Annotated in this window: 14 protein-coding genes; 5 read left to right on the top strand and 9 right to left on the bottom strand. The window is 67.8% G+C overall.

Going from position 1 to position 25,481, the window contains the following annotated elements:
• Positions 1-221 precede the first annotated feature (221 nt).
• Entirely contained in the window at positions 222-1,256 is a 1,035-nt protein-coding gene (locus ABZ234_RS05590) for a nitronate monooxygenase (RefSeq protein WP_355011140.1), read from the top strand.
• A gap of 110 nt (positions 1,257-1,366) precedes the next feature.
• Here the strand turns inward: ABZ234_RS05590 and fes are convergent, their stop codons facing one another.
• Both fes and ABZ234_RS05580 read right to left on the bottom strand, forming a co-directional pair.
• On the bottom strand, positions 1,367-2,740 hold the full coding sequence (gene fes, locus ABZ234_RS05585) for an enterochelin esterase (RefSeq protein WP_355011139.1): 1,374 nt from the start codon (positions 2,738-2,740) through the stop codon (positions 1,367-1,369).
• Positions 2,741-2,912: 172 nt separating this feature from the next.
• The gene (locus ABZ234_RS05580; RefSeq protein ID WP_267947887.1) at positions 2,913-3,383 is read right to left on the bottom strand and encodes a MarR family transcriptional regulator; all 471 of its coding nucleotides are present in this window, start codon (positions 3,381-3,383) and stop codon (positions 2,913-2,915) included.
• A gap of 58 nt (positions 3,384-3,441) precedes the next feature.
• Between ABZ234_RS05580 and fepB the strand changes: the two genes are divergently transcribed.
• Together fepB and ABZ234_RS05570 are read left to right on the top strand one after the other, a co-directional pair.
• Positions 3,442-4,431, top strand: a complete 990-nt coding sequence (gene fepB / locus ABZ234_RS05575; protein WP_352983031.1) for a Fe2+-enterobactin ABC transporter substrate-binding protein — start codon at positions 3,442-3,444, stop codon at positions 4,429-4,431.
• A 147-nt stretch (positions 4,432-4,578) separates the two neighbouring features.
• Positions 4,579-7,122, top strand: coding sequence for a penicillin acylase family protein (locus tag ABZ234_RS05570; protein ID WP_355011210.1), 2,544 nt, complete (start codon positions 4,579-4,581; stop codon positions 7,120-7,122).
• Positions 7,123-7,206: 84 nt separating this feature from the next.
• Here the strand turns inward: ABZ234_RS05570 and ABZ234_RS05565 are convergent, their stop codons facing one another.
• Complete coding sequence (locus ABZ234_RS05565) at positions 7,207-8,100, bottom strand: oxidoreductase (RefSeq protein ID WP_344184576.1); 894 nt, start codon at positions 8,098-8,100, stop codon at positions 7,207-7,209.
• 82 nt (positions 8,101-8,182) lie between these two features.
• Between ABZ234_RS05565 and ABZ234_RS05560 the strand changes: the two genes are divergently transcribed.
• Positions 8,183-8,773, top strand: coding sequence for a TetR/AcrR family transcriptional regulator (locus ABZ234_RS05560; RefSeq protein WP_355011138.1), 591 nt, complete (start codon positions 8,183-8,185; stop codon positions 8,771-8,773).
• Between the two features lie 30 nt (positions 8,774-8,803).
• On the opposite strand, the gene ABZ234_RS05555 is transcribed toward ABZ234_RS05560, so the two are convergent.
• The 6 genes from ABZ234_RS05555 to ABZ234_RS05530 form a co-directional block, all read right to left on the bottom strand.
• Positions 8,804-10,570, bottom strand: a complete 1,767-nt coding sequence (locus ABZ234_RS05555) for an AIPR family protein (RefSeq protein WP_355011137.1) — start codon at positions 10,568-10,570, stop codon at positions 8,804-8,806.
• Entirely contained in the window at positions 10,563-13,787 is a 3,225-nt protein-coding gene (locus ABZ234_RS05550) for a sigma-70 family RNA polymerase sigma factor (RefSeq protein ID WP_355011136.1), read from the bottom strand. The genes ABZ234_RS05555 and ABZ234_RS05550 overlap by 8 nt, the downstream gene beginning before the upstream one ends.
• Entirely contained in the window at positions 13,781-15,568 is a 1,788-nt protein-coding gene (drmB, locus tag ABZ234_RS05545) for a DrmB family protein (protein WP_355011135.1), read from the bottom strand. The genes ABZ234_RS05550 and drmB overlap by 7 nt, the downstream gene beginning before the upstream one ends.
• Positions 15,565-18,687, bottom strand: a complete 3,123-nt coding sequence (locus ABZ234_RS05540; RefSeq protein WP_355011134.1) for a helicase-related protein — start codon at positions 18,685-18,687, stop codon at positions 15,565-15,567. The genes drmB and ABZ234_RS05540 overlap by 4 nt, the downstream gene beginning before the upstream one ends.
• Positions 18,688-18,744: 57 nt before the next feature.
• A complete protein-coding gene (locus tag ABZ234_RS05535; protein ID WP_355011133.1) occupies positions 18,745-20,328 on the bottom strand; it encodes an NERD domain-containing protein in 1,584 nt (527 codons plus the stop codon).
• A 1,043-nt stretch (positions 20,329-21,371) separates the two neighbouring features.
• Positions 21,372-23,276: a DNA cytosine methyltransferase gene (locus ABZ234_RS05530; RefSeq protein ID WP_355011132.1), complete on the bottom strand. Its 1,905-nt coding sequence runs from the start codon at positions 23,274-23,276 to the stop codon at positions 21,372-21,374.
• A 322-nt stretch (positions 23,277-23,598) separates the two neighbouring features.
• On the opposite strand from ABZ234_RS05530, the gene ABZ234_RS05525 reads away from it, so the two are divergent.
• Complete coding sequence (locus ABZ234_RS05525; protein ID WP_355011131.1) at positions 23,599-25,212, top strand: nucleotidyl transferase AbiEii/AbiGii toxin family protein; 1,614 nt, start codon at positions 23,599-23,601, stop codon at positions 25,210-25,212.
• Positions 25,213-25,481: the final 269 nt, after the last annotated feature.

Below are 25,481 nucleotides of genomic sequence, written 5' to 3'. Positions count from 1 at the left end.
CAAGCGCGCCGCGGGCAGCCCCGAAAGGGCGCCCCGCCACCGCTCCCCGGCCCCGACAGCAGCGCGGGAATCCCCGCGAAAACCATTGTTGTGACCCGGGACACCTTTCTCGGAAATGCGCCGCTCCGAACACCGGGCGTCCGCGCGTTCCCTAAAAACACCGGTCGGTAGCATTTCTCCGGCATCCGGGAGATCCGAGAACCGGGAGAAGTGAGGGACACATGAGTCTGGCGGAACTACTGCGGGAGCGCCCGGTCGTCCAGGCGCCCATGGCGGGCGGCAGCTCCACGCCCGCCCTGGCGGCGGCCGTGGACCGCGCGGGCGGGATCGGACACCTCGCCGCCGGGTACCTGTCGCCCGACGCGGTCCGCGACCAGATCCGGCGGGTGCGCGAGGCCGGCGCCGAGGCCTTCGGGGTGAACGTGTTCGTGCCCGGCCCTTCCTCCGACCCGGCGACGGTCCGGGCCCACCGGCTGCGGCTGGAGTCCGAGTCCGGGCGCCAGGGGGCGGCCGTCGGCGAGCCGGTGCACGACGACGACGCGTGGGAGGCCAAGATCGACCTGCTGGTCGAGGCCGCGGTCCCGGTGGCCGGGTTCACGTTCGGCTGCCCCGACGCCGCCGTCCTCGCCCGGCTGCGCGCCGTGGGGACCTCCACCGTGGTCACGGTGACCACGGCCGAGGAGGCGCGGACCGCCGTGGAGCGCGGCGCCGACGGGGTGTGCGCGCAGGGCCTGGAGGCGGGCGGGCACCGGGCGTCGTTCGACCCGGTCCGCGGCGGGGACCGGCCGCTGCTCGACCTCGTGGCCGACGTGGTCGCGGCGGTGGACGTGCCGGTGATCGCCGCCGGCGGCCTCATGACCGGGGAGGGGATCGCCCGCGTCCTCGGCGCGGGCGCGGCGGCGGCACAGCTGGGGACCGCGTTCCTGCGCTGCCCGGAGAGCGGCGCCAACCCCGCGCACAAGGCGGCTCTCGCCGACCCCGCCTTCGACCGGACCGCGGTGACCTGGGCGTTCACGGGGCGCCCGGCGCGGGGGCTGGTCAACCGGTTCATCACCGAGCACCCGGAGAGGCCCTACGCCTACCCGGACGTGCACCACATGACCAAGCCGCTGCGCGCCGCCGCGGCGAGGGCCGGGGACACCGGGGGGATGGCCCTCTGGGCGGGCCAGGGGTTCCGGCTGGCCTCGGAGGACCCGGCGGGCGAGGTCGTGGCGCGGCTGCGCCGCGAGGCCGCCGGGGCGGGCGTCCGGATCTGACGCGGCTCCGCGGGGCGCCGGAGGGGCGGACACGGAGCGGGCGGCCGTCCCGCGCCGTCCGGGCCCGGCACGCGGGGCGCGGGACGGGCTCTCCGCGCGGCCGTCCCCGGTCACCGTCCTCGGCGCTCCCAGTCGGAGGTGAGGAAGACCAGCCCGTCCGGCAGCCCGGCCCGCCAGCAGGCGCGGTCGTGGCCGCCGTTGTACTCGGTGAGCACCACCGATCCGGGCTCCCGGCCCAGTTCGGCCCCGCGCGCCGCCAGGGCGTCGCGCAGGCGCCTGTTGGCGTCGAGCAGGGCCCACTCGTTGAGGCCCGCGCTGAGGTGGACCCGGCCGGGGACGGTGTCCGCCCCGGCGACCAGGCGCGCCATGCGCTCGCTCTCCCCGCCGGCCACGGCGACGTTCGGCCACCAGAACGAGCCCGACTGGGACAGGACCCGGCCGAACCGGTGCGGTGCGCGGTGGGCCGCGTAGAGGGCGGTGAGTCCGCCCAGGCTCTGCCCGGCGACGAGGGTGCGCCCGGGGTCGGAGGTGACGTCGTGGCGGTCGCCGAGCCACGGGAGGAGCTCGTGCCCGAGGAAGTCCACGAAGGCGTCGTCGCAGGCCAGCTCACGTGTCCGGGTGGCGGGGTCCAGGGAGTCGACCATCACGGTCAGGGCCGGGGGCAGGGTTCCGTCGGCGATCAGCCCGTCGAGGAGCGGGGCCAGGGGCAGCGTGTGCCAGTCCTGGCCGTCCAGGAGGACGACGACCGGCCAGGGGGTCCCGTCCGGCGGGGCCTGGGCGGGCCGGTGGACCCACACGGTACGGGTGTTGCCCAACGCGGCGCCGGTGAGTCGCGCCGCGGTCACCGTGCCGGCCCCCGCCGGGGCCTCCTCCCCGGTGCGGGCCGCGCAGACCCGTCCGCCGGACGGACGCCACAGCTCGGGCGGGGCGCCGGGCAGGGAGACCACCGACGCGGTGGCGTCCAGCCGCTCCCGGGCGAGGGGGTCGGGGACGGCGTGGGCCAGGGCGTCGAACCAGCGGGCGACGGCGGGGCGGTCCTCCGGGTCGGCGACGGCGAGGGCGCGCTCGCGCCGCAGCCGGGTCGTCGCGGACAGGGCCCCCTCGGGTGCGGGCGCGCCGTCGGCGGGCACGGGGGCGACCGTGTAGGAGGCCCGCCAGTCGTCGCGCATCCGGTAGGTCAGGTGCCACACGTCGGTGCCGGGGACCCGCTCCATGCGGTTGTGCTCGTAGGAGTCGGCGTCGGCGATCTTGTTCGCGACGAGGACGACGTCGGCGAGTTCGTCCCCGCCCCGCCACAGGAAGGTCACCGTCCGGTGGCCCGTGCCGTCGTCCCCGCCCACCACGGGGGTGCCCCCCGCCTCCACACCGCGCCAGAACGCCTCGGGGTCGCGGGCGGCCACGTCCACGCCGGGTGTGGCGACCCGTTCGGGGCGGACGGTGCGCTTGAGGCGCGGGGGGATCGTGTAGGTGGCGGGCTGCGGCATGGGCGGTTCGGCCTCTCCGGCTTCTCGTGTCGTGGGCGGGGCTGACCGGTGCGGGCGGGGCGGACGGGACGGACGGAGGCGTGCGGGATCCGGGCGACGGAGCGGACCGGGCCCGTTCCCGGGGCAGGCAGGACCGGGAACGGGCCGGCTGCGGACCGGACGGCGGCCGGCGTCAGTCCTCGGGGGCGGCCTCGACCTCGGCGAGGAGCCCGTACAGGGCGACCACCTCGTCCTCGGAGAGGGCCGTCGAGAGCGGCGACCGGGCGTTCAGCCCCGCTCCGATCGCGTCGACCACGCGGCTGCCCTCCTCCGTGGGGCGGGCCACGCGCATGCGCCGGTCGCTGACCGCGGCGACCCTGCGCACGAGCCCGCGCGCCTCCAGCTCGCCCGTGACGATCGACACGCGCGAGGCCGTGCAGCCCAGCTGCCGGGCCAGCGCGCTCTGCGACGCGGTGTCGTGCAGGGCCCGGAGGGCACGCGCCTGGAACACGGTGAGGCCGTGCTCCGCCGCGAGACCGCCGAGCAGCCGCTCCAGGCGCTGGGCCACGCGGAACAGGGCCTCGCCCGCCGCGCGGGCGGACGGCACCCCGGTGTCCTTGCGGGCCGGAGGGGTGCTTCGGGGGGACGGCCGTGACGTGGTCATCGTTCCTCGCACTCTACCGGATTGACATTTAGGATAGCCATACCTAACTATTCTTGTCATGAAGCAAGCACCTGTCTCCGCCACCCTAACCACCGGCGCGGCCGCCGCGACCCTCGTCCTCCTCCTCGCGGGCTGCGGCGCCGGGGACACCGCAGCGTCCCCCGCCGGCGAGGGGGAGACCCGCACCGTCACCCACCTCTACGGAGACACCGAGATCCCCGCGGAACCCGAGAGGGTCGTCTCGGTCAGCGTCACCAGCACGCCCCTCCTCCTGAGCCTGGACGTCCCCGTGGTCGCGTCGGGCGTCGCGGGCACCTCCGCCCTCACCGACGACAAGGGCTTCTTCGCCCAGTGGGCGCAGACCGCCGACGAGCGGGGCGTCGAGCCCCTGCCCGGCCCGGAGGTCGGCCTGGAGGCGGTCGCCGCCGCGGAGCCCGACCTCATCGTCGGCAACGGGTTCGGCGCGGACACCGTCCCCGAGGAGCTGTACGAACAGCTCTCCGGAATCGCCCCCACCGTCGTGCACGGCGAGTCCGACACGGCCTGGCTGGACACCACCGACCAGTACGCCGAGACCTTCGCGCGCCAGGACCGGGCCGAGGAGATCACCGCCGAGTACGAGGCACTGGTCGAGGAGGTCTCCGCGGACCTGGACACCGCGCACGACGTGGTCATCCTGACCGGCACCCCGAACGGGTTCAACGTGTTCACCGAGGAGTCCGCGCAGGGACGCCTGGCCACCGACCTCGGGCTCACCGTCCACGCACTGCCCGACGACGTCGCCGCACCGGGCGGCCAGGGCGGGGAGCGCGGCGACATCGTCGAGCTGTCGGCCGAGCGCGCCTCGGACTTCGGCGACGCCACACTGCTGTTCGTCAACACCCAGGGCCAGGAGATCGAGGACTACCTGGAGGTCTCCCCCACCCTGGAGAACATCCCCGCCTGGGAGGAGGACCGGGTGTTCACCCTCGGCGCCGCGTCCTTCCGCATGGACTACTACAGCGTCCCGATGGTCGCCGAGCGCCTGGCGGAGGTGCTCGGCTCCTGACCCCTCCGCGGCCGGGGCGCGACCCGCCCCGGCCCGCGCCGGCGGGGCCGCCGACCCGGGCGTACCAGTTGGTAACGACTTGGGCCCACACACGCCGACCACTAGAGACTGTGACCTCGGGCACTCTAGGGTTCCGCCATGGGTGTAATGCGTAAGCGTGTGCTTGTTCGTGTACTTCTGGGCTTTCTGGCGACCGTGACGGCCCTGGTGCTCGTCGCCGCGCTCCTCGGGGTCTGGACCGTCCGGAGATCCTTCCCCGAGACCTCGGGCGAACTCGCCCTGCCGGGGCTGGAGTCACAGGTCACCGTGCTGCGCGACGGCAACGGCGTCGCGCACGTCTACGCCGACAACACCCGCGACCTCTTCATGGCACAGGGGTTCACCCACGCCCAGGACCGGTTCTGGGAGATGGACTTCCGCCGCCACGTCACGGCGGGCCGCACCGCCGAACTGTTCGGCCCCGACCAGGTGGACACCGACGTCTACCTGCGCACCATGGGCTGGCGGCACGTCGCCGAGCAGGAGTACGAGCTCCTGACCCCCGAGACGCGGGGCTACCTCGACTCCTACGCGGACGGCGTCAACGCGTGGCTGGACGGGCACGACGGCGCGGCGGCGAGCCTGGAGTACGGCCTCCTGGCCGTGCTCAACGGGGGGCACGACATCGAGGAGTGGAGCCCCGTCGACAGCCTCGCCTGGCTCAAGGCCATGGCCTGGGACCTGGGCGGCAACATGCAGGAGGAGACCGAGCGCGCCCAGCTCCTCGACGCCGGGCTGACCGAGGAGCAGGTCGAGGACCTCTACCCGGCCTACCCGTTCGAGGAGCACGAGCCCATCACGGACACCGGCGAGCACATCGTCCCGGGCGAGGAGGGCGGGTCCGGGGACGGTCCGCCGGAGGGCGACGAGCGCCGCGCCCCCGAACTCCCCGAGGGCGTCGTCCCGGCCCTGGCCGGGGTGGCGGACGCCGCCGCGTCGCTGCCGCGCATGCTCGGCCCCAGCACCAGCCCCGACCTGGGCTCCAACTCGTGGGTCGTCGGCGGCGAGCACACCGAGAGCGGCCTCCCGCTCCTGGCCAACGACCCCCACCTGGGCGCGTCGATGCCGTCCACCTGGTACCAGATCGGGCTGCACTGCACCGAGATCACCGACGCCTGCCCGTTCGACGTCAGCGGGTTCAGCTTCTCCGGGCTGCCCGGCGTGGTGATCGGGCAGAACGAGTCGATCGCGTGGGGGTTCACCAACCTCAACCCCGACGTCATGGACCTGTTCGTCGAGGAGATCGACGGCGACGGCTACGTGGTCGACGGCGAGACCCTGCCGCTGGAGACCCGGGAGGAGACCATCCGGGTCGCCGGAGGCGACGACGTCGACATCGTCGTCCGCTCCACCCACCACGGCCCGCTGATGTCCGACACCGCCGTGGGCGAGGGGCTGGCCGCCGTCGCGGAGGACGCCGGGCCGGAGGGCGCGGACGGCGGCGAGTACGCGGTCTCCCTCCAGTGGACCGCGCTGAGCCCTGGCACCACGGCGGAGGCGATCTTCACCCTGAACCGGGCCCGCGACTGGGACGGCTTCCGTGAGGCCGCGAGCCAGTTCGACGTCCCCGCGCAGAACCTCGTCTACGCCGACAACGAGGGCAACATCGGCTACCAGGCGCCCGGCGCGGTGCCGGTCCGCGGCAGGGGCGACGGCCGCTACCCCGCCCCCGGGTGGGACTCGGACTACGACTGGGGGGACCGCATCCCCTTCGACGAGCTGCCGAGCGTGTACAACCCCGCGTCGGGCGTCATCGTCACCGCGAACCAGTCGGGTGTGGACGCCGACTACGAGCACATGCTCACCGACGACTGGGACTACGGCTACCGCTCCCAGCGGATCAACGACCTGCTGGACGAGGCCCTCGCGGACGGACCGGTCGACGGCCAGGACATGTCGGACATCCACATGGACTCGTTCCACGGCGGAGCCGTCGACGTCGTCCCGCACCTGCTGGAGGCGGAGGTGGACGGCGCCGCCGCCCGGGCCCAGGAGCAGCTGCGCGACTGGGACCTGTTCACCGACACGGACTCGGCCGGGGCCGCGTTCTACCAGGCCACCTGGCGGCACCTGCTCCCCCTGCTGTTCGACGAGCTGGAGCCCTACGCGATGAGCGGGAACTCGCGCGGGATGTACGTGGTGGGCGGTCTGCTCGACGACCCCGACTCGGACTGGTGGCGGGGCGCGGAGGCGAGCGGGCGCGACGAGGTGCTGGCCGCCGCGATGGACGCCGCCGCGGCGGAGCTGACGGAACTGCTGGGCGACGACCCCGCCGACTGGCGCTGGGGCGACCTGCACACCCTCACCGCGACCCACGAGTCGTTCGGCACGTCCGGGATCGGACCGGTCGAGTGGCTGTTCAACCGGGGCCCGGTGGAGAGCTCCGGCGGCTCCGGCATCGTGAACGCCACCGGCTGGAACGACGCCGAGGGCTACGGGATCACCGCGGTGCCGTCGATGCGGATGGTGGTGGACCTGTCCGACCGGGACGCGTCCACGTGGATCCACCTCACCGGGAACTCCGGCCACGCCTTCCACCCCCACTACGACGACCAGCTGGAGCCGTGGAGCGAGGGCGGGACCCTGCCGTTCGTCGTCAGCGAGGAGGCGGTGCGGGAGGCCGCCGTCGACGAGCTGGTCCTCACCCCGTAGCGGGGCGGCGGACGACGGAGGGTCCCGCCGGGTTCGGCGGGACCCTCCGTGCCCGGGGCCGGTCCCGCGCCTCGCGCGGCCCGCTCAGCCGCGGTCCTTGGGCCGGAGCGGGAACGCGACCCCGGTCAGCTCCTCCGACAGCGCCCAGAGCCGCTTGGCGGCGCGCCCGTCCCAGGCTGCCTCGCTCCGGCTGGAGAGCGCGGGGGCGCCGCGCAACCCGCCCATGGCCTTGGGGCCGGCGAAGGCCGCGCCGGGCACGTCCTGGGTGGCGGCGAAGATCGTGGGCAGCGCGCCGTGGGCGGGGCTCTGGGCGAGGAACCGGTTGCCCATGAGCAGGAGGGCGCGGGAGACCGGGTTGGCGCCGTGGCTCTGGAGGCCGGTCGCCGCGTAGCCGGGGTGGGCGGCCGTGGACAGCACCGGGGAGCCGGCGTCCTCCAGGCGGCGCTGGAGCTCCAGCGTGAACAGCAGGTTCGCGAGCTTGGACTGGTTGTAGGCCCGGTAGGGGGTGTAGCCGCGCTCCAGGTTGACGTCGTCGAAGTCGATGCCCGGCGCACTGCGGTGCAGCCCCGAGGAGAGGGTGACGACCCGGCCGGTGATGTGCTCCAGGAGGAGGTTCGTGAGCGCGAAGTGGCCGAGGTGGTTGGTGCCGAACTGGAGCTCGAAGCCGTCCCTGGTGGTCCCCTGCGCGACCGCCATGATGCCCGCGTTGTTGATCAGGAGGTGGAGGTCGCCCTCCCAGCGGTCGGCGAACTCCCGCACGGACGCCAGGTCGGCGAGGTCGAGCCGGCGCACCTCGGTGTCGCCGCCGACGCTGTCCGCCGCCGCCCGGCCCTTGACCTCGTCCCGCACCGCCATGACGACGCGGGCCCCCGCCGCGACCAGCATGCGCGTGGTCTCGACCCCCAGACCGCTGTTGGCTCCGGTGACGATCGCGGTGCGGCCGCCGAGGTCGGGGATGGTGACCTGTGAGGTGTCCATCCCGCCACGGTAGGCGAGCCCCCGACAAGTTGTCAATGACAACAATGGGGGGACGCCGACACCTCCGTTTATGCTGGGCGGCATGGCCGACCGCCCCTACCACCACGGAGACCTGCGCGCCGCACTGATCGCCAACGCCGAGCGCGCTCTCGCCGAACGCGGTCCGTCCGCGCTGTCCCTGCGCGAACTCGCCCGCGAGGCGGGGGTGAGCCACGCCGCGCCCGGCCGCCACTTCAAGGACAAGCAGGCCCTCCTCGACGCGCTGGCGCTCACCGGGTTCGACCGACTCACCGGACGCCTCGAAGACGCCCTGGCCGCCGTCGGGGAGGACAGCGCCCGGACCCGCGTGCTGGCCCTGGCCCGGACCTACGTGGGGTTCGCGATCGACAACGCGGCGCTGCTCGACCTGATGTACGCGCGCAAGCACGACCCCCGGTCCTCCGCGCAGCTGTCCGCCGCCATGGAGCGGCTGCTCGACACGGTGGTTCGGCCCATCGCCGACGGCCAGTCCGACGGCGAGATCGCCGGGGGCGACCCCTGGCCCGTCGCCATGACCGTCTCCGCCGCCCTGCACGGTTTCGCCACGCTCAAGGCCGCGGCCCCGCCCGAGAAGGTCGAGGAGAGCCTGGCCGAGGTGGTCCGGGTCCTCTTCGAGGGCCTCGCCCCGCGCTGAGCCGGCGTACCGCCGTGGGGAAGTGAGGGATCACCCGTTCTGGAAACCGCCGAACGCGCGGACGGTGGCTCCCGGAACCCAGGTAACGTTCTGGACAGCGTCCCAACACGCTTCCTTCTTACACCACTCGGTCACGTTCGCGGATCCCGGCGGATCGACAAGGACCGAGCGGACGGAGTCGACAACCTCGGGGAGAGCTTCGACGAACGCGTCGGGCAACCTCTGCAATCGCCAGAGAACGTTCAGATCCACCCCGCAAAGAACCTGGTTGACCAGAGCAAGAGTGTACGTGGTGGTCTGGGCGAGGTACCCGCCGTAGTTCGCCTTGCGGATCAGTTGCCGTGTCTGCGCGAAGAGAATTCCCTTGGCTACTAGGTGACGGAAGAACTCCTCCGTGGGTTCCTCCCTATCCCCGAGCTTCTCTTCGATGGTCCAGTTACGGAAGCACTTCTCCCCTCCCTGACTGACGAGGTCGGGACGGAGGGCGTAAGTGAGCTCGTACTTCGACGCGTCGGTCTTGTTGATTCTCTGGTTACGCGGGTTGTCCTCGTCGAACCGACGACGCCGCGTACCAGGTAGCGCTTTGGCGCGGTCGACGTCGTACTGACCCCGAACGCGCTCGTAGTACCACCGGGTCTGTCTCGTCTCTCCCTGGGCTGCAGGAGCCCAGACACTACGGGACAGCTCCTCCAAACGGACGTGAAACCTGCTGTTTCCTTCGAAGTCGGCCGCCGTCACAGCGTTCTGCGAATTGGCAAAGCGCGAGATGTCCGGAACCATCCGGTCGAGTTCGTCACTCGCGATAATGGTGATTTTCGCCGGAACGTGCACGTCAGTCAGATCTATGTCCCGGCGCCAGGCGTGATGCAGGGAAGCAGTCGTCTGCCCCCCGTTGACAATCTGGAGTTCAGTGAGCCCGGCGAGGACGAGTGCACCTGATTCGTCGTGTTCCAGACGTGCTGCCCGAGCAACCGCAGAAACGCCGTTGTTGTAGGCGAGGAACCTTCCAGGCTGGTCACGTATGGTTTCGGCGATCCCCTTGTTCACTTTGCCCCGCGCTTGGAGGAAGGCACGCACGTTGCGCTGGAGCAGGCGGCTGTGGTGCTCTTCGTAGAGTTGAGCCAGAAGCGTTCCTGGAAGCACCGCAAGCAGACACCGGTAGCCGTCAGCCTGTGGCGGAGACTCGAGGCAGGGGACCGTGTGTCCGCGTTCCTCCAGGTCGATCCGGATCTCCTCCTGACGTGCTCCAGAACTCACCAGCCGGTGCAGTCGCGTGGCGTCCCACACGTCGACCGAAGCGGCCAGTCCCGCGACCGTGAAGCCGCTGGAGCGCTTCACGTTGATCGAACCATCGGTGAGCACGAAAATCCTAATCGTGCGGAACTGGCCCCAGGTCGAGTGGATGTGCTCGGCCATGTCGTAAGCCGGACTCGTCCTCTCGAGCAGACCGTGCATCCCGTCACGGCAAAATTCTGCAAACGCGACCGCCCGTCGTACCAACTGGTCAACTCGGTCCCGCTTCACGGTTGAACCAAAGGCACCGAACTCGCTGGTCACCAGGTGCAGGATGGTGTTGTCAGCGGTGACATCGTAACCAGCGACTTCCACATGCCGGTTCTGCCAGGGGCGACGGATGTAGCAGGGTTCAACGTCGTCCAAGGTGCCGTCGTCGACCAGGTAACCGCCGACGTGCCTGACGAACGCGTCACGGGTCATCAGCCCCGGCTCACTCACCACCATATCCTGGACTCTTCTGTGGAGTTCCTCCACGAAATCGACAATTTGCTGGTCACTCACGACTGGCCTCCGGCTGATTGGCGAACACAAGTGCGGAACGCTCACGTGCGAGTCCGGCCAGATCCGACAAACGCGAACGAAGATGGCTAGGGGGGGAGACAAGTCCCTGCGCGCCGCTGGCACCCCATGCCTCACGGTCCCCGGGCTGGATCTCGACCAGAATCCGGGCCAGAGAAGTGGCTGAAGTCGATGTCAAGTCAGGGTCATCCAACCAGCCGGAGCACGAGAGGTACCGACCCTCGCAGAGAACGTAGAAGCCCTGGGACGCCTCCCAGCTCTCAGGGGGACCGGTGCCGTACTCGTCCTCGGGACGAACGTGGTCAGGATGGGGGAGAACGAACGGTGTCACTCGGACCGCGTTCCGATCCGAGTACAGGACCTCGGTTCCCAGGTCCTGGGTCGAGGGGTTGCGCCAGGCGAACGGATCACGTCTGCGCACGACCTGCCCGTTGAGGGACAGACTCAGGCCACGGGATTGAATGAGGTTTCCGAGAACCAGTCCGAGCGTGGGCCCGAGGTTTTCGATTGCCTCACGGAGAGGCACGCCTCCGGTGTCGGGCCGTGCCCCCCTGAGCACGACCAGGGAGCGATATCCTCTGGCACCATCAGCGGCCAGGGCCACTGGAGGTTGGCTGTCGTCTCCTCGCAGCCACCAATTGTCTGTTCTCGGTGCATTGTTGAGAAGCAGGCGACGAAACGGCTGGGCTTCCTTGCGCTCATCCCAGACCTCCACCTCGTCGAACAGGTCGACGGCAGAGGCGAGAACTGCGTGGCCAGGGGTACTGGGGTTCCGGAAGGGAGACATCCCGGGCAAACTCACTAGCTCCGCCGACAGCATAGGCGGCCCGTCGTGGGTAATGGACAATCGCAGCGGTGTTCCAGCGGGCGAGACGTCGATGCCGAGAGATGTCGTGCCCGAAGCGGCGCAGAGTTCGACGACACCGGTCAGCAAGACGGACCCCGATGTCTGACCTCCGGCGCCCAGAAGGTTGCGCAGGTCGGTTCCCGAACCGAGATCGACGAGTGTAGTGACTGCTTTCCTACGGCCGCGGGAGCGAATGGGGGCCCTGACCTGTCCAGTCGAACGAGCAGGGGGCCGCTGCCCTCTGTCGCCCCGCGTGAACGGGTTTGTCTCCGCCAACTCGACCAGGATCTCGCCGGTACCCGACACAACTTGGGTCAGTACCTCGGAAAGCCTCTCCTTTGCCACACGTTCGATTTGGCGAACTCGTTCCCTCGTGACTCCCAACCGCACGCCTATCACTTCAAGAGTCATCGGTTCGTCGCCGTCCAGACCGAATCGGAGCCCCAGGACCAGGGACTCCCTTTCCGTCAGGCTCTTCCGCGCCTGAGCCACGAGCTCGGCCGTTCCGTGAGTATCGACCACGGTGTCGGGATTGGCAGGACTGTCAGGGTCGATAGGAATAACGTCAGCGAGTGTGAATTCCTCGTCCCCCAGCGGCAGATCGAGACTGACGATCCCACGGGCCAGGCGCAGGCACTTGACGACCTCCTCCACGGTCAAGTCCGTGGCGTGACTGATTGCTTCGGGGCGAGTATCCTTCTGCGCCTCCGCCAACGAGGCACGTACGGCCTGGACCCTGCGGACCTGTTCGTGCATATGAACCGGTAGCCGAATGACACGACTCTCGTCTGCGACTGCCCGGCTCATGGCCTGCTTCAGCCACCACGTGGCATACGTGGAGAACTTGTGCCCCTTGGTGGCGTCGAACTTCTCCACAGCCCGTACCAAACCTGAGACACCGTGGTTGACCAGATCCTCCTGCTCCAAACCCTGTCCGAGATACCTCAAGCTGTTGGAGTGCAACAGGCCTTGGTTGTGGAGGATCATGGCATCGAACGCCACCGCGCGAGCGTCGTCGGGCTCGAGCCGCGAACGGAAGTAACGGGGGAGTTCCTGTTCGAGAGGCTGTCCCTCGCCGCGGATCAGCTGGAAGAGCCCCACCTCCTCGTCCGCTGTGAGGACGTACTTGTCAGGGCGCCCGTACGAGCTGTCCCGGCTGATCACACCTCGGGCTGCCTCCACCTGGGCGCTCGTGGCCCTCCCTTCACCTCTGGGCTGCGTCTCTCCCCCGGCCTCGTCAGGTTCCGGATGCAGTTCCTCCTCGGCAGGCGAGACGGCCGGCGCTGCGAATGTCTCCCCCGAGTCGAGCAAGTGGCGAGGGAGTGCTTCGACAACCTCCGGCACGCCCTCCCCTGAGAAGGACAACCAGAGAGCCGAGCGTGCCAGACCGGACAGTGCTCGGAGGGAGGTGGTAAACACTGTCGAGTCAGGTTCGACCAAGACTTCCTGCAGGCCTGCGAGAACGACAACGTCGAAGTCGAGGCCGAAAGCACTCGACCAGGTGAGTATGCGAAGGCCTGGGCGGATTCCGTCCACTCTCTCGTCGTAACGGATGTCCTCTCCGGAGATATACCACTGCAGTCGTCCGGGGAGATAGGGAGCGAGAGTCCACCGGAACTCCGCGACCAGTTCGCTGGTCGGCAGAATCACGGCCACGCGCGCTTCAGGCGCATTGTCCGTGATCCGTCTCACCTCGTGGGCCTCGTGCCCGACACTCGAATGGTGGGTGAGAACCGGACGAGGACCTCGACGTGTCGGCGGTCGACAGGTGTGGGTCTTCGGTCCGGTTTGGAACCAGGTCGAGAACTCGTGAATCTCCGCCGTGGTAATGTTCGGCCGGTCCAGAAGGACCGGACTGCGGGTCCCGGCAAGGCGACAGAGTTCGTCGAGTGTGGTCCCCTCCGCACCCACGACGAGGGTCGGGTCGACGAACACCGTGTAGGGAACGCCGAGCAGACGCAGGAGCGAGTAGAAGTCCTCAGGCAGTTCCTGTCCCTGGAGGAGAACGAGATGTTCGTGCCCGAGGTCAGGCAGGGTTCGAACACGAACCACCCTATTCAGGAACTCCGTGAGATCGACTCTGTACCGGTCGAGCTCCACCGGCGCAGTTCCGAGTACCGAGCCCCACAGGCCGCGGACGAACCGGTGGTAGGCAAGAACTTCCTCCCTGCGGGTACTGCCGGAAAGGAGTGATTCGACAAACCTGCGCAGGACCCGACCTCTGGCAACGACACGGGTTCTCACCCCTTGGTCGCGAAGGACCCCCAAGTGCTGGATGGCGGCGCGAACCTGCTCGGACCCTGGTGGTGTGGCCACCACCCCGCGCTGCACCCCATCCTTGCCAGTCACCATGTGCCCTGGGTCGGGGCCTCTCCGACCTCCCGCACCAGGCGGCGTAGGAACCCGAACTCCCTATCAATGACGAGCCGACGGTCGAGCAGCCGGTTCCCGGCGACGCAGCTGGTCTCGGGAACGAGGGAGCAGGCGTGGCACGCAGCCAGGGAGAGCCCACCCGGCCCCTGACCTGTGGATTCACTGCAGACGGGATCGAAGGAACACCATTGGGCGTCGGCGACCGAAGCGGCCAGAAGTCGAGCCAGTCGGGGTAGCTCTCCCAAGCGCACCAGGCCGCCGAGAGTTCCCTCGGTGTCCCCCGCCGCGGTATAGACAAGGATCCCGGCCATCGCCGGAGGCTCGTCTGGTCTCGTCATGTAGAGCCGCTCGCGCAGCGCCGAGGTCGAGTACCCGGCCTCGAACGCGGTGTTGCGAAGGAGAAGGTGTGCCAGAGTGTGGAAGAGGAGGTACCTGGGTGTGGGCTTTTCGAGCCAGGTAGCATGCATCTGCTGCCTGTTCACGATCCGGGCGCACCGCTCCTCGACTTGAGGACGAGTCTCCCACTCCCTGACAGCATCCTCGTCGAAACTCAGGAAGAAACCCTCCCCGAAGACCTCGACAGCGGGAAGATCGTCGGGGTTCGGGCTCAGGTTCGATGGAACCATGCCCTGCATGGTGTGCCGTTCGAAGCCGGTGAGCACTCGAACCTCCCTCAGACGATCGACTAGGACCACGTCCGACAGGACGGAGTCGACGGCAGCCTGCACAGCAGGAGTCACGACTTCCGCGTTCGTCCGCTCAGCCCGCCTCGTGATGAAGTGGTCCCTGGGGTCGTGGGACTCTTGGGGAGCGCGCAGAGCCTCCCACTCGTCGGGAAAGATGTCATTAGGCGACCCCGGTCGTGAAATCTCGGCCTCCGCCCGCAACTGGCTCGCAAGAACCTGCTCCACCTCGGAACGCTGGATCTCTGTTCTGTCCGCGATCAGGCTGAGCAGGGCATCCCGTAGGGGATGGTCCTGCTCGTTGAGCAGAAGCCGGAACTCGTCGACTTGCATCAGCCTGGTAGCGGGGGCGCTCACATGTACCCAGGCCGATTCCGGCGGAATGTCGATCGCGCTGACAACCTTTGGAAAGTAGACGCTGGAGGCGCCTCTCTGCATGGCGACAGGAAACTCCTTGCAGTCCTGCGCGTCCGACTGACTCTGCCACGGCTGCCTGCCGGAGCAGGACAACCCGACCTGCCTCAGGGACATCTTGGCAGTCAGGTTGTGGAGAGAGCGCTTCGCCCTACACGTCCGGCAGTGGACCTCGAGGGACCGCAGGCCTCCCCCGACGTCCGGGCGGTTGACAAAGCTGAGGGTAGTCGCCTGGCACTGGTACTGCTCACGGTTGCTGCTCTCCGAGTGACACCAGCGTTTCCAGTCCAAGTCGGACAGGTGCCCGTTCCCACAGACAGCAACAAATCGCATGGGGACAAGTTGTCGAGTGTCAACACATGACAGGCAGACCGGAGCCTGTCCCTCACTCTCCTTGGTCGTGTTCCAGCGCATCATGTGTCGACAGCTCGGACAGAACAACCATTGTGGAAAACGGTAGTAGGGCAGATGTCCGTCGGGAGGAGGAGTACTCAGTGTCTGGACCTCGAGGTAGGCCGCGAGCCTCGGAAACGCGATGTTCTGGCGAGAATACGGCCACCGGGATATGTCCTCGGCGACGAACGATTCGCCCACAAGGTCGATGATCGCCCCTGGCCCGAAGGGGCTAACCACCTGCGAGCGTCGAACCTTCCTGACCGTCACCGTCGTACTCCTGAGACTCGCACCTTGACATCTACATCGACACTGCGCATCGAGTCGAGAGTCTGCCAACCCTCGCCCTTGTCGGTGAAGCGACGGAGCAACCTGGGCTGCCCTTTACCAGTCCCGGAGTACCGAAGGCCCCCGTGTGCCTCCGCTTGCCTAACCTTGGCGTACCACTCCCTGGTGAGATGGCCAATGTGGTCCCGTACCCGGTCGGACTCCTCCGGATCCGCCCGCTCCACCCGTGCGAGAAAATCCTCCATGACCGTTCTGAGCGCGGAATCCTCGGGATCGAAGAGCGCAGCATCCTTCTCATCAGCCAGCCCGAGGCAGTGGCGAACTAGCAGAACCAGGTCGGCATGCAGCGCACGGGCGCGGGCCGGGACCGAGAAAGGAGTCACGGAGGTGGGCTCGACAGCCCTGTACAACATGGAGTGGTATGGCACGAACGACTCGTAGTGCGAGCGGTCTCGGGGTTTCGAGGGCGAGTAGAGGGTGACGACGAGACCGGGCCGAGAAGCATCCCGTCCTACACGGCTCGTGGCCTGGATGTACTCGGCGGTGGTCTTCGGTTGCCCGACGACGGTCATCATGCCGAGCCGGCTCACGTCGACACCAACAGAGATCATGTTCGTGCTCGCCAGGAAGGAGACGGAACCGGGATCGCCCGCCGGACGGCTCAGCCGTTCGAGGATCCTGGGAATGCGCACTGCTGAGATGTTGCTCGTCAGCTCAACGATGGTTTCGTCATCCAGATCACGGCTGTTGCTCTGGCTCCGCGAGATGATGTCGATCCTGGCTGGGATGTCGTCGTGAGCGAGAGTGATGGTCTTTCCCAGTTCCCGCAGGCTGTTGTGGTAGGCGACAACCGTCCTGTAGCCGTCCTCGACGTTCGACGAGAGGTCGAGGTCCACAGGCGCCTGAAGTTGGGCGGCCAAGAGGTGGACGAGAGCGGTGAGGGGAGTGTGTCCCTGCGGCATGACCCCGACATAGGCCCTCCCCGGGGTGTCGGTCCTGATCCGAACGAAGTACGAGTCATCAGCCTCCAGCCCGGATGGCGGAAAGAGGGAGACGTCCCGGCCGAATACCCCAGCCACCTGCTCTCGAGCCCCTCTGATGGTGGCGGTTGCCGCCACAATCTTCGGGCGAGTTCCGTTGCGCGCCATCAGGACGTCGAGTGCCGCCTCGTACAGTCCGACCACGGTTCCGAGTGGCCCGGATATCAGGTGGAACTCGTCCTGGATGAGAAGTGAAGGACCGGGATCGGAGCCGGAGCCGAAGAAGACGCCGGTCCTCGGCTCCCAGACAGCGCGGGCGAACTTGTCCACCGTCCCCACCAACATCGTCGGAGGGTTCTTGTAAAGGTCGGCGTCGACAGAGGAGAGAGGGATGACGTCGTGGAAAGGGCAGTGTCGGTTCAGGCAGCGCACACTAAAGGAGTTGTTGGTTGCGCTGATGCCCCAGCCCTGGTCAGGGTCACCAGGTTGGGGAACCACTCGCGCACCACACCAGGGACACGCCTCCACCTGGAAACCCTTCTCGGCCTCCGCTCCCTTCTGAAGCTTCGTCAGAAGCTGACGCGCGTCGGCGTACTTGTTGGGCGTGTTCGTCCCACCAACCCAGATCCCGATGGACACTGGTCGGCTCCCCAACTCATCGGGACTCTCGCGCCTCAGTTTCTCGCAGGCCAGAATCATCGTCGACGCCCGTTGGAACTGTTGCGTTGTCAACAGTCGCAACGTGTACCGGGTCACTACCGTGGTCCCTGCCCCGTCGTCACCGTGTCGGATCCGTCGCAGGAAGATCGTGTACGCGGCAAGCCCGAGATAGGCCTCTGTCTTCCCCCCGCCTGTCGGAAACCAGATGAGGTCCACGAGGTCCCTCTCGGGGTTGTCCTCCTCTGTGACACTCACCAACGTGAGGAGCAGGAAGCCCAGTTGGAAGGGCCTCCAGGCAGCATGAACAGAGGAGTAGTCCGGCTCTACGTCGGCGGGTGCCAGGGAGACCGACCTGGGGGTGCCTGCAAACTCGGGGCCACTGTGCACCATCTGCATAAGCATGGCCTGGTTGGCCAACGCAAAGGCTCGACGTGCCTGCGTGGATGACGCGAGAAGCCGGATGCCGCTTCGCATGCGTGTAGTGGCTGACTGGGCACGGTCGATCAGCCGGTTCGCCGCCTCCCGGGACTCAGGAGGGACGAACTCGGCGACTCCCGCACGCGTGCGCTCGATCCAGTCCTCGTATCCGTCGAGGAACGAATCGAGACCGGCCAGGATCCGGTCCTGACTCGACTCGATGCCCGAGAGCAGCGCCAACCGCAGGACAGACTGGTCACCAGGAACGTCGAAGGCAATGTCGGGAACCACATGGGTCGGTAGGAAGGTCGTTTGGACGTACGAGGGGGCTTCGGACGACTGGTCCCACTCCGCTGCCGCTCCATGCCCGACCGCGAAAACCCTGACGTTATGGTAGAGAAGCTCGAGTTCCTCGGACTCCTCGTTACCCGTGATGTGCGGTCGGCGGGGGTAGGGCGAGAACAGCCCCTCGCTGGGACGGCACCGCAGAGAGACTTGGAACAGACAGTCCGCGGCCCGCACAGCCTGCTTGGGCTGGAGCCTCCTCCGGTTCACCAGCACCACTGTGACAATGGCTCCGTCCTTGTGAGGACGCCACCGAGCCTCGACCGAAGCCGAACCGGAAAGCACAGACACCACACTCGCCGAGGCACTGCCGCGAGAGCCGGGGGTGAGCAGGAGTGCTTCTGACCCGCTCAGGTTGATCTGCTGCCGAACCCACTCCTCCTCACCGACCAGGTCCGGGACCGAATCGTACCTCCCGAACTCGACCTCGACCTCCACAGGTGCCCAGTCGCTCGTGACGAAGCTGATGCCGACAGAGCTCGGCCGGTTCTGCCCGGAGAGAGTGATCGGGTCCTCTCCGTTCTCGTCGACGAGCTGCCCGGAAGCCTCGTCCACTAGATCCTCGTCTACGTCCACCCGCATGGTGTCCGACGAGTCGGCGTCCAAAGGGATCGGGTACAGGATGCCTGTCAGATAACGCTGATGTGGCTTCTCCTCCAAAGTCTCGTCGTGTCCGTCGGCAGGTCCGACGAGATGCATGCGCAGGTATTCGACAACTCGGTCACGATCAGCAAAACCGGTGGGGGAAACCATGGTTCAGGCAGACTCCTGGGTTGACTGGTCGACGACGGCAGCCACCCACAGAGCGGTTCTGGCCCGCGTCATACCCACATAGAGCTGGGCGCGCCGTACGTCCTCGGAGACGAACGTCGGGGGGAACTCGAGAAACACGAAGCGGCCTTCCAGTCCCTTGAAGTCAGCGATCTTCGCGAAACCGATCCTTCCCTTTGTCGGGTTTCGCAGTCGGGCCAGGTCGAGCACGTCGACCCGATCCCTCCAACGACCGGGCAGGGCTCCGAAAACCGAGGTACCGAGCGGAAACGGCGACAGCAGCACGACTTGGTCCAAGGGCACCTGTTGCTCCTCCAACAGGTCGAGCTCGGATGCGAGACGTTCCAACAGTGCAGTGCGGGGGAGTTCGAGTGACACGACCTCAAGCCCTTGGCCAACCGAGGTCGCTCCCAGGTCCGCACCGGTCCGCTCCTGCGTGGCGGTGACGATCTGGACCGTGTTCCGACAATTCTCCGTCAGGGTGAACTCCGCCGGGCGATGACCTCTGAGAACTGCCATGGCGTCGTCCTCGTACTGGCCCACCAGACCTCGCTGGTTGTTCGAGTCGAGGAGGAACGTCCACTTCCCGTTCTCGAGGCCTCCGTCCAGAACCCGATCCACCTGCTGAAGGTCCGCACGGTTGATGACATCCTGGGCCTCGTCGACAACAACGAGGTCGAATGTCCGGGAGTTCAGGTCGCTCACGGTGTGGAAAGGGCGTACATCCACCTTCTCCAGACCAGGCTGGGAACGCAGAAACCTTGCGAGAACACCGCTACGACAGGTCAACAGCACCCGACTACCAGCGTGGGCCTCCCGGCGACTCATCTCCGCAGCCAACATGGTCTTGCCTGTGCCGGCACCGCCCTCGTAGAGCAAACGGGGATTACGCGAGCACTTATCCAGCGCCCGGTACTGGTTCCGGGTGAGCGTCACAAGTTCCCTCTCCACATCCCGGCTCAGGTGCATGAGCTTGGGTACGAGGTCGAACCGCGGACGCAGGAGCGCCAGGTACCGTCGTGTCTCCGCCTCGGTGAGACTCCGGCGGGACCCGGGTTTACTCTCCCAGTAGGTGCCCATCCGATCGAGTTCCCTGGCCCAGCCCGACTCCTCGATGTCCCTGCGGTCGATAATCTGGGCCCTGTCCCATTCCACACCGGGGACGTCGAAGTCCACATCGGGAAAGACCACTCCGTGGCCGAAAATGGTCTGTCCCACGAGGTCACTGCCGAGTTCCCTGCCGAGCAGCTTCTCGAGGGCGAAGTGCGCGGACCTCGCCTGTTGGAGAGGACTCTCGCTGAGTCGGTGACGCTTGCCGCTCAGGTTCCTCGTGTGCCAGACCCTGTCCTTGCAGCTGACCTGCCCGCCCTTGACCTCGAGCACTAGGAGTCCGCGTTCACCGACGAGAACGAAGTCCGCCTCGCACACCCTCTTCCGACGGTGTTCCGGGATGTTGAGTTGGTGAAACGCGAAATCCCATCCGGGAAGCGTTGTTGCTCGAAGTTCCTCAAAAATCCGCTTCTCGGCCTGACTGGCGTCCTGACGCACGTCGTCGGGGATCATCTGCATGTTGGTCTGTCCTGGGGGGTTCTCGCACGAGGTCCTCGACCAGGCGCCCGCACGTCATCGATATCGTCTCTCGGCTTGGTGCCCACTGGTCGGGGGAACACGCAAGGTGGCCACCGGAAGCCGCACCGGAGAACCGGGCGCCCCCACCTTCTGGAACGCCGTACCAGCATGAGAGAGGCTAGCGCATCCCTGTCGACCAGGGACAGGAGTGACGAACTTCCGGACTGCGCCGGTGACTGTGTGCAGCATCCACACACCTGTGGGGTCGGGCGACCGTGTCTCGACTGTAATTGACTCCCGCCTTGCCACCATACAGTCCGTGCGGGTACTACCAGCCGCCCGCGAAAGCTCAGCTCCCCGCCCCCTTTCGAACATCGCAGTTCAACCTCGCGAACAGCCACTTCCCCAGTCGGCGAAAACCCCAGTCCGTCCCAGAAGTACCGACACGGCTGTGTTGAAGTTCCGGGCTGGCCGTTACTCTGAATCTGGCAGTAATGATTCCCTGTTCGGCACGGTCACGCGGCAACAACGGGAACGGTCACAGTCAAGGAGTAGCGACTCCCTGTACTGGCAGCCGACAAGAAGGGGAAAGACGGAGGCACGCTGGGCAAGGTCAGCGGCCGGAGAGCACCTTCATGGTCGGCGGGCACGGGACACCGCACCCGAGGGCACCTTGCACCGTAGGGAGTCCAGGCTCCAGCTCCACCGAAGGGTAGCTCCACGATTGTTTCTGTCACGGTTGCTCCGTTCCCGAGCCCAGTGAACTTCAGAGGACCGAACGCGTCCCTGCAGGTGGAGAAGATGAGACCCAACCGTGAGAGGAACAGGAGAAACTCTGGGACTGTTTCAGAGGCCGGGCGGAGAGTGGTGCGCGTCTGGGAGTGCGGAGATGGCGGACGGGCAGCATCACGGGTGGTTGGGAGGCACGAGACGCGGTGAACCGCGCTTCAGAGAAACGCACCTCACCTTCGAGGGTATCGTCGAGGACTGTGCCACTCCTGCCACGAACACATGGAGCCGGACCTGTGCGACCGCCTACCGAACTATGAGTGTTCCGAGGTTTCGACGAACAGTGGTTCAGGGAACCGTCCCCGACTCGGGCAGTGCTGACTAAGCGGGCATGCGGGGCACAGAGGGAGGCTTGGTCCACAGGCGGTCTCTCCAATCAGCCTGACAGCCGACATCCGGAGTGCTGCCTGCCTCCCTGAGCCGACGAGTTTCAGAAGATCCACCCGACCTAGGCTGTAGCGGTTCTCGACATCGGATCGACTGTCGTTGAGCCGGGCGGCGACGCGAAGCGCGCCTTGACCCAACCACAGAAGGTCATCGCCGAGCAGCAACCGGTAGAGCCTGCGCTCCGCAGGTTTCATGCCGAGCAGAACAGGGACGTCCGTGTTCTCGTTCGGGGCCTCGGCACTGACCCACGCTTCCAGGCGCCCGAGCCTCGCACGACCCGTCTTAGTCGAGGCGACAGCAAGGAGTTCGTCCAGTATTTCTTGTGTCGGCCGTTTCCGACCGCGTGCGGCCCGTGCGATCCTGGCCACCTCTCCGGCCTTCAGGCGTGCGCCGGAGAGAAGGGCCGCGACCGCGGCCAGAAGCGGCGTCATGTGGTTGCCCGGCAGTTGGAACCGCTCGTCCTGCTCGAGAAGCTGTTCAGCCCAGGTTGTGAGATCCGCCCGTACCGTTCGCCAGCGCGGTTGGAGCGGACCGCTCGACTTCGGGAGGCCCGAGGGCAGAAGAGCGCGCGCCGCAGCCTCACCCAACAAGGGAGGAACGGCGTTACCGATCTGTCGGAAGGCGTCGCTGCGCGTTCCGGCGAACCTGAAGGCATCGGGAAAGGTCTGGATCCTCGCTGCCTCCCGTACCGTCAAAGTTCGGTTCTGTTCGGGATGGATATACCAGTAACCGTCCTTGGCGATGTGGGCGGTGATGGTCCTGCTGAGTTCCGACCAGTCAAGCTTCTTGTACTTGTCGGTGAACTGGTCAGCCTTGTACCTGCGGAGTCTGGGATCGATGTCCGAGTACAGAGTCCTCGAGTCCATACCGGAGAAGATCTCCCAGTCGTCCTTGCGGACTCTCCTGGTCATGTGGTCCCAGACGACTCCCCTAGTGGCTCCCTCACGCATTTCCTGCGCGAACGACGGGAGTTTCCTCGGACGTTTGTAGGAGAGCTCTCTCTCACCCACGCGTTCCGTGGGAACGACGTCGATTCGCGGGAGGTCCCCGATCGCGTCACGAAGGGTGGTGCGAACGGCCTGTTCCTCCTGCCAGGGGAACTCCTCGACGTCGTTCCTCGCGAGAAGGATGAGGCGCTTCCGGTGCTGCGGCACCCCGTATCGCCACGCATCGACGAGTTTCACCTGCGTAGCGTAACCGAGGTCTTCCAACTGTTGTTCGATGGTCCGCACAACGAAGAAGTCATCGCCCAGTCCCATGTCGGGCACGTTTTCCATGAGCACGACCCGCGGCTGCAACCGCTTCACCACATCCAGGTACGCCCCCCAAAGTTCCTTCCTGCGGTCCTCGGGATCCCGACCGTGATGCTCGACGAGGCTGCGGATCTTACTCCGTCCAGCCCGACTGAATGGTTGACACGGCGGCCCTCCCGCGACGAGGTCAATCGAGGCAGGCTGCAGTATCTTCACCAGCTCGTCACGCGCGGCAGGATCACCAAGATCCATCCGGAGACTGAGTCCAGCGAAGTTGGCCGAGTGGGTCTCGAGGGCTCGTTCGTCGATGTCGACCGCGGCTGCCACAAGCCACCCGGCCCGTTCGAGGCCGAGACTCAGCCCACCGGCCCCCGAGAAGAGGTCGACAGCGAGGCGACTGCCTTCCTCAATACTCTCGAGCCAGGAACCGAACTCGGCGCGAGGACGGCTACTCGGATGAACGGGAAGCCTGAGGTAGTCGCTCCGTTCCAGCGGGACGCCGTAGTGCTGCTTACTCAAGGCGTCGACCTCCAGAAGGGACAGACGGAAAGGCAGAACACACCCTGCACGTCCAAGTCGTTGTGTCGCACTCGAATACGAAACCAGAGGGCACGTCAGGAACAGAACCTCAAGAGGGTGTTGGGAGGGACCCTGTCAGACCGGAAGGGTCACATCCTGAACGCAGCCATCGTAGGGGAAGTAGCCGTTAGGGTCGACTCCACCACGGTTTCGTGCTGTGCGCGTGTGGCCCGGACCGAACCGGAGGCACCCCATTCCGCGCATCCCACCAGACACGTGCCCTGGTCCCGGGCGCGTCCCCCGAGACAGGAGAAGGTCCCCGATGGAGTCCTCCAGCCACTTCGAGACCCACCTGACGCTGGACGCGCCGACCCCGGAACTCGTGGCCGGGGCCGCCCGGTGGGCGGAGGGGGTCGGGCTCAAGTTCACGCACATCGAGCTGGACCGCGGGGAGTCGCCCTCCCAGCCGATGGTCACGTTCCACGGCAAGGGCTCTCTGGCGGAGGAGCTCGCCGCGGCGGAGCGGTGGGCCGGGCGGCTGGCGGAGGCCGGGCTCGCGGTCGTCCGCACCAAGATCGAGGTGCCCCGGGAGGACTCCGGCGTCCCCGCGACGCGCGGGGCCGCGGCCCTGCTCCCGGCGGGGACCTACTTCGAGACGCACGTCAAGCTGCTGCTCCCGCCGGGGGCCGACCTCGGCGCGCTCTCGGCGGTCGTGGAGCCGCACCGGGCCCGGCTGTCCCGCAACGCGCGCAGGGTCCGCGAGGACGGCTTCCAGGAGCGGTTCGTCACCCAGCGGTGTTCGCGGGTGGGCCGCCGGGAGGCGCAGCGCCTCGAGGCGGCGCTGTTCCGGGCGCTCCAGGGCGCCGGCGTGTCGACGGAGCGGGGGGAGGGGCCGCGGCCGCGCGTGCTGTCGGTCGAGCGCGAGTTCGTCGTGCACGACACCGCGGTGTCCCTGGACGCGGGGTGGCTGGGGGCCGCCCCGGTCCCCGAGGGCGAGGAGGTCCCGCCGGAGGGCGGACCCGTGCACGACCGGCTCCCCGGCACGTTCCTGCCGAACACCGCCGGGCCGGCCGCCGTCCAGGCGGCGGTGTTCGACCCCGCGCTCAAGCAGTTCGACCGGGCCCTCCGGGCGGGGGAGCCGGTGTTCGACGACCCGGCGGCCGGTGACCGCTGGTGGGACGCGAACCGGCGGGCGATGGAGGCCGCCCTGCGGGCCATCGCACGCACGCCCTGGCGCGACTCCCTCGTCCTGCGCGGCAGCATGGCCATGCCCGTGTGGGTGGGCCGGGCCGCCCGCCGCCCGCGCGACCTGGACTTCGTGGTGGTCCCCGCCGAGACCGCGCCGTTCGGCGAACCGGCGGACCGCATGTTCGCCGACCTCGTCGCCGCGGTCGCGGGCGCGGACGCCGAGGGGGTCTCCTTCGACACGGGCGGTGCGCGGACGGAGGGCATCTGGACGTACGAGAGGGCCCCGGGGCGCCGCGTCGTGGTCCCGTGGAGCGCCGACGGGGTGCCGCCGGGCACCGTGCAGGTCGACGTGGTGTTCAACGAGCTCCTGCCCGTCCCGCCCGTCCGGGCCGTGGTCGCCGGCGCGGAGGTGCCGGTGGCGAGCGCGGAGCTCTCCCTCGCCTGGAAGGTGCAGTGGCTGTACACCGACGCCTACCCGCAGGGGAAGGACCTGTACGACGCCGTCCTGCTGGGCGAGCGCTGCAGGCTCTCCCGCGGGCTGCTCCTGCCGCTGCTGCGCGCGGAGCTGGGCGAGGCGGCCGAGGGCCTGGACGAGCGGCGCCTGCGCGAGGGGGCGGGTTTCACCGGGGACTCCATGGCGCACGAGTGGGAGCACTTCGTCCGCGACTGCCCGTGGGTGGAGGGCGGCCCGGCCGACTGGGTGGCCCGGTTCGAGGCGGCCCTCGCGCCCGCCTTCGACCGCGGCTGAGGGGTTGCGGCCCGGAGGCGGCCCGGGCCGGTCCCTCCCCCCGCGAAAGCGCCACCGCAACACGGATATAAGTGACTTAAGCCACAAGTCAGACATTGTGCCCTGACCTGCGATTCTTCCGACTTCTGCCATTGACCGGAACCGGCCCGCGAGAACCTTTTCCGCCCGCTCCGCCATCACATACGCTACTGAAACACAAACCCGAACCAGGCGGACGCGGACCCCAACCGGCTCCAACAGGACATTCGCGCCCAGACCCCTCCCAGAAA

The organism is Nocardiopsis sp. NPDC006198, from assembly GCF_040613895.1.
GTDB lineage: Bacteria > Actinomycetota > Actinomycetes > Streptosporangiales > Streptosporangiaceae > Nocardiopsis > Nocardiopsis tropica.
This window is presented reverse-complemented; position numbering and strand designations above follow the sequence as displayed.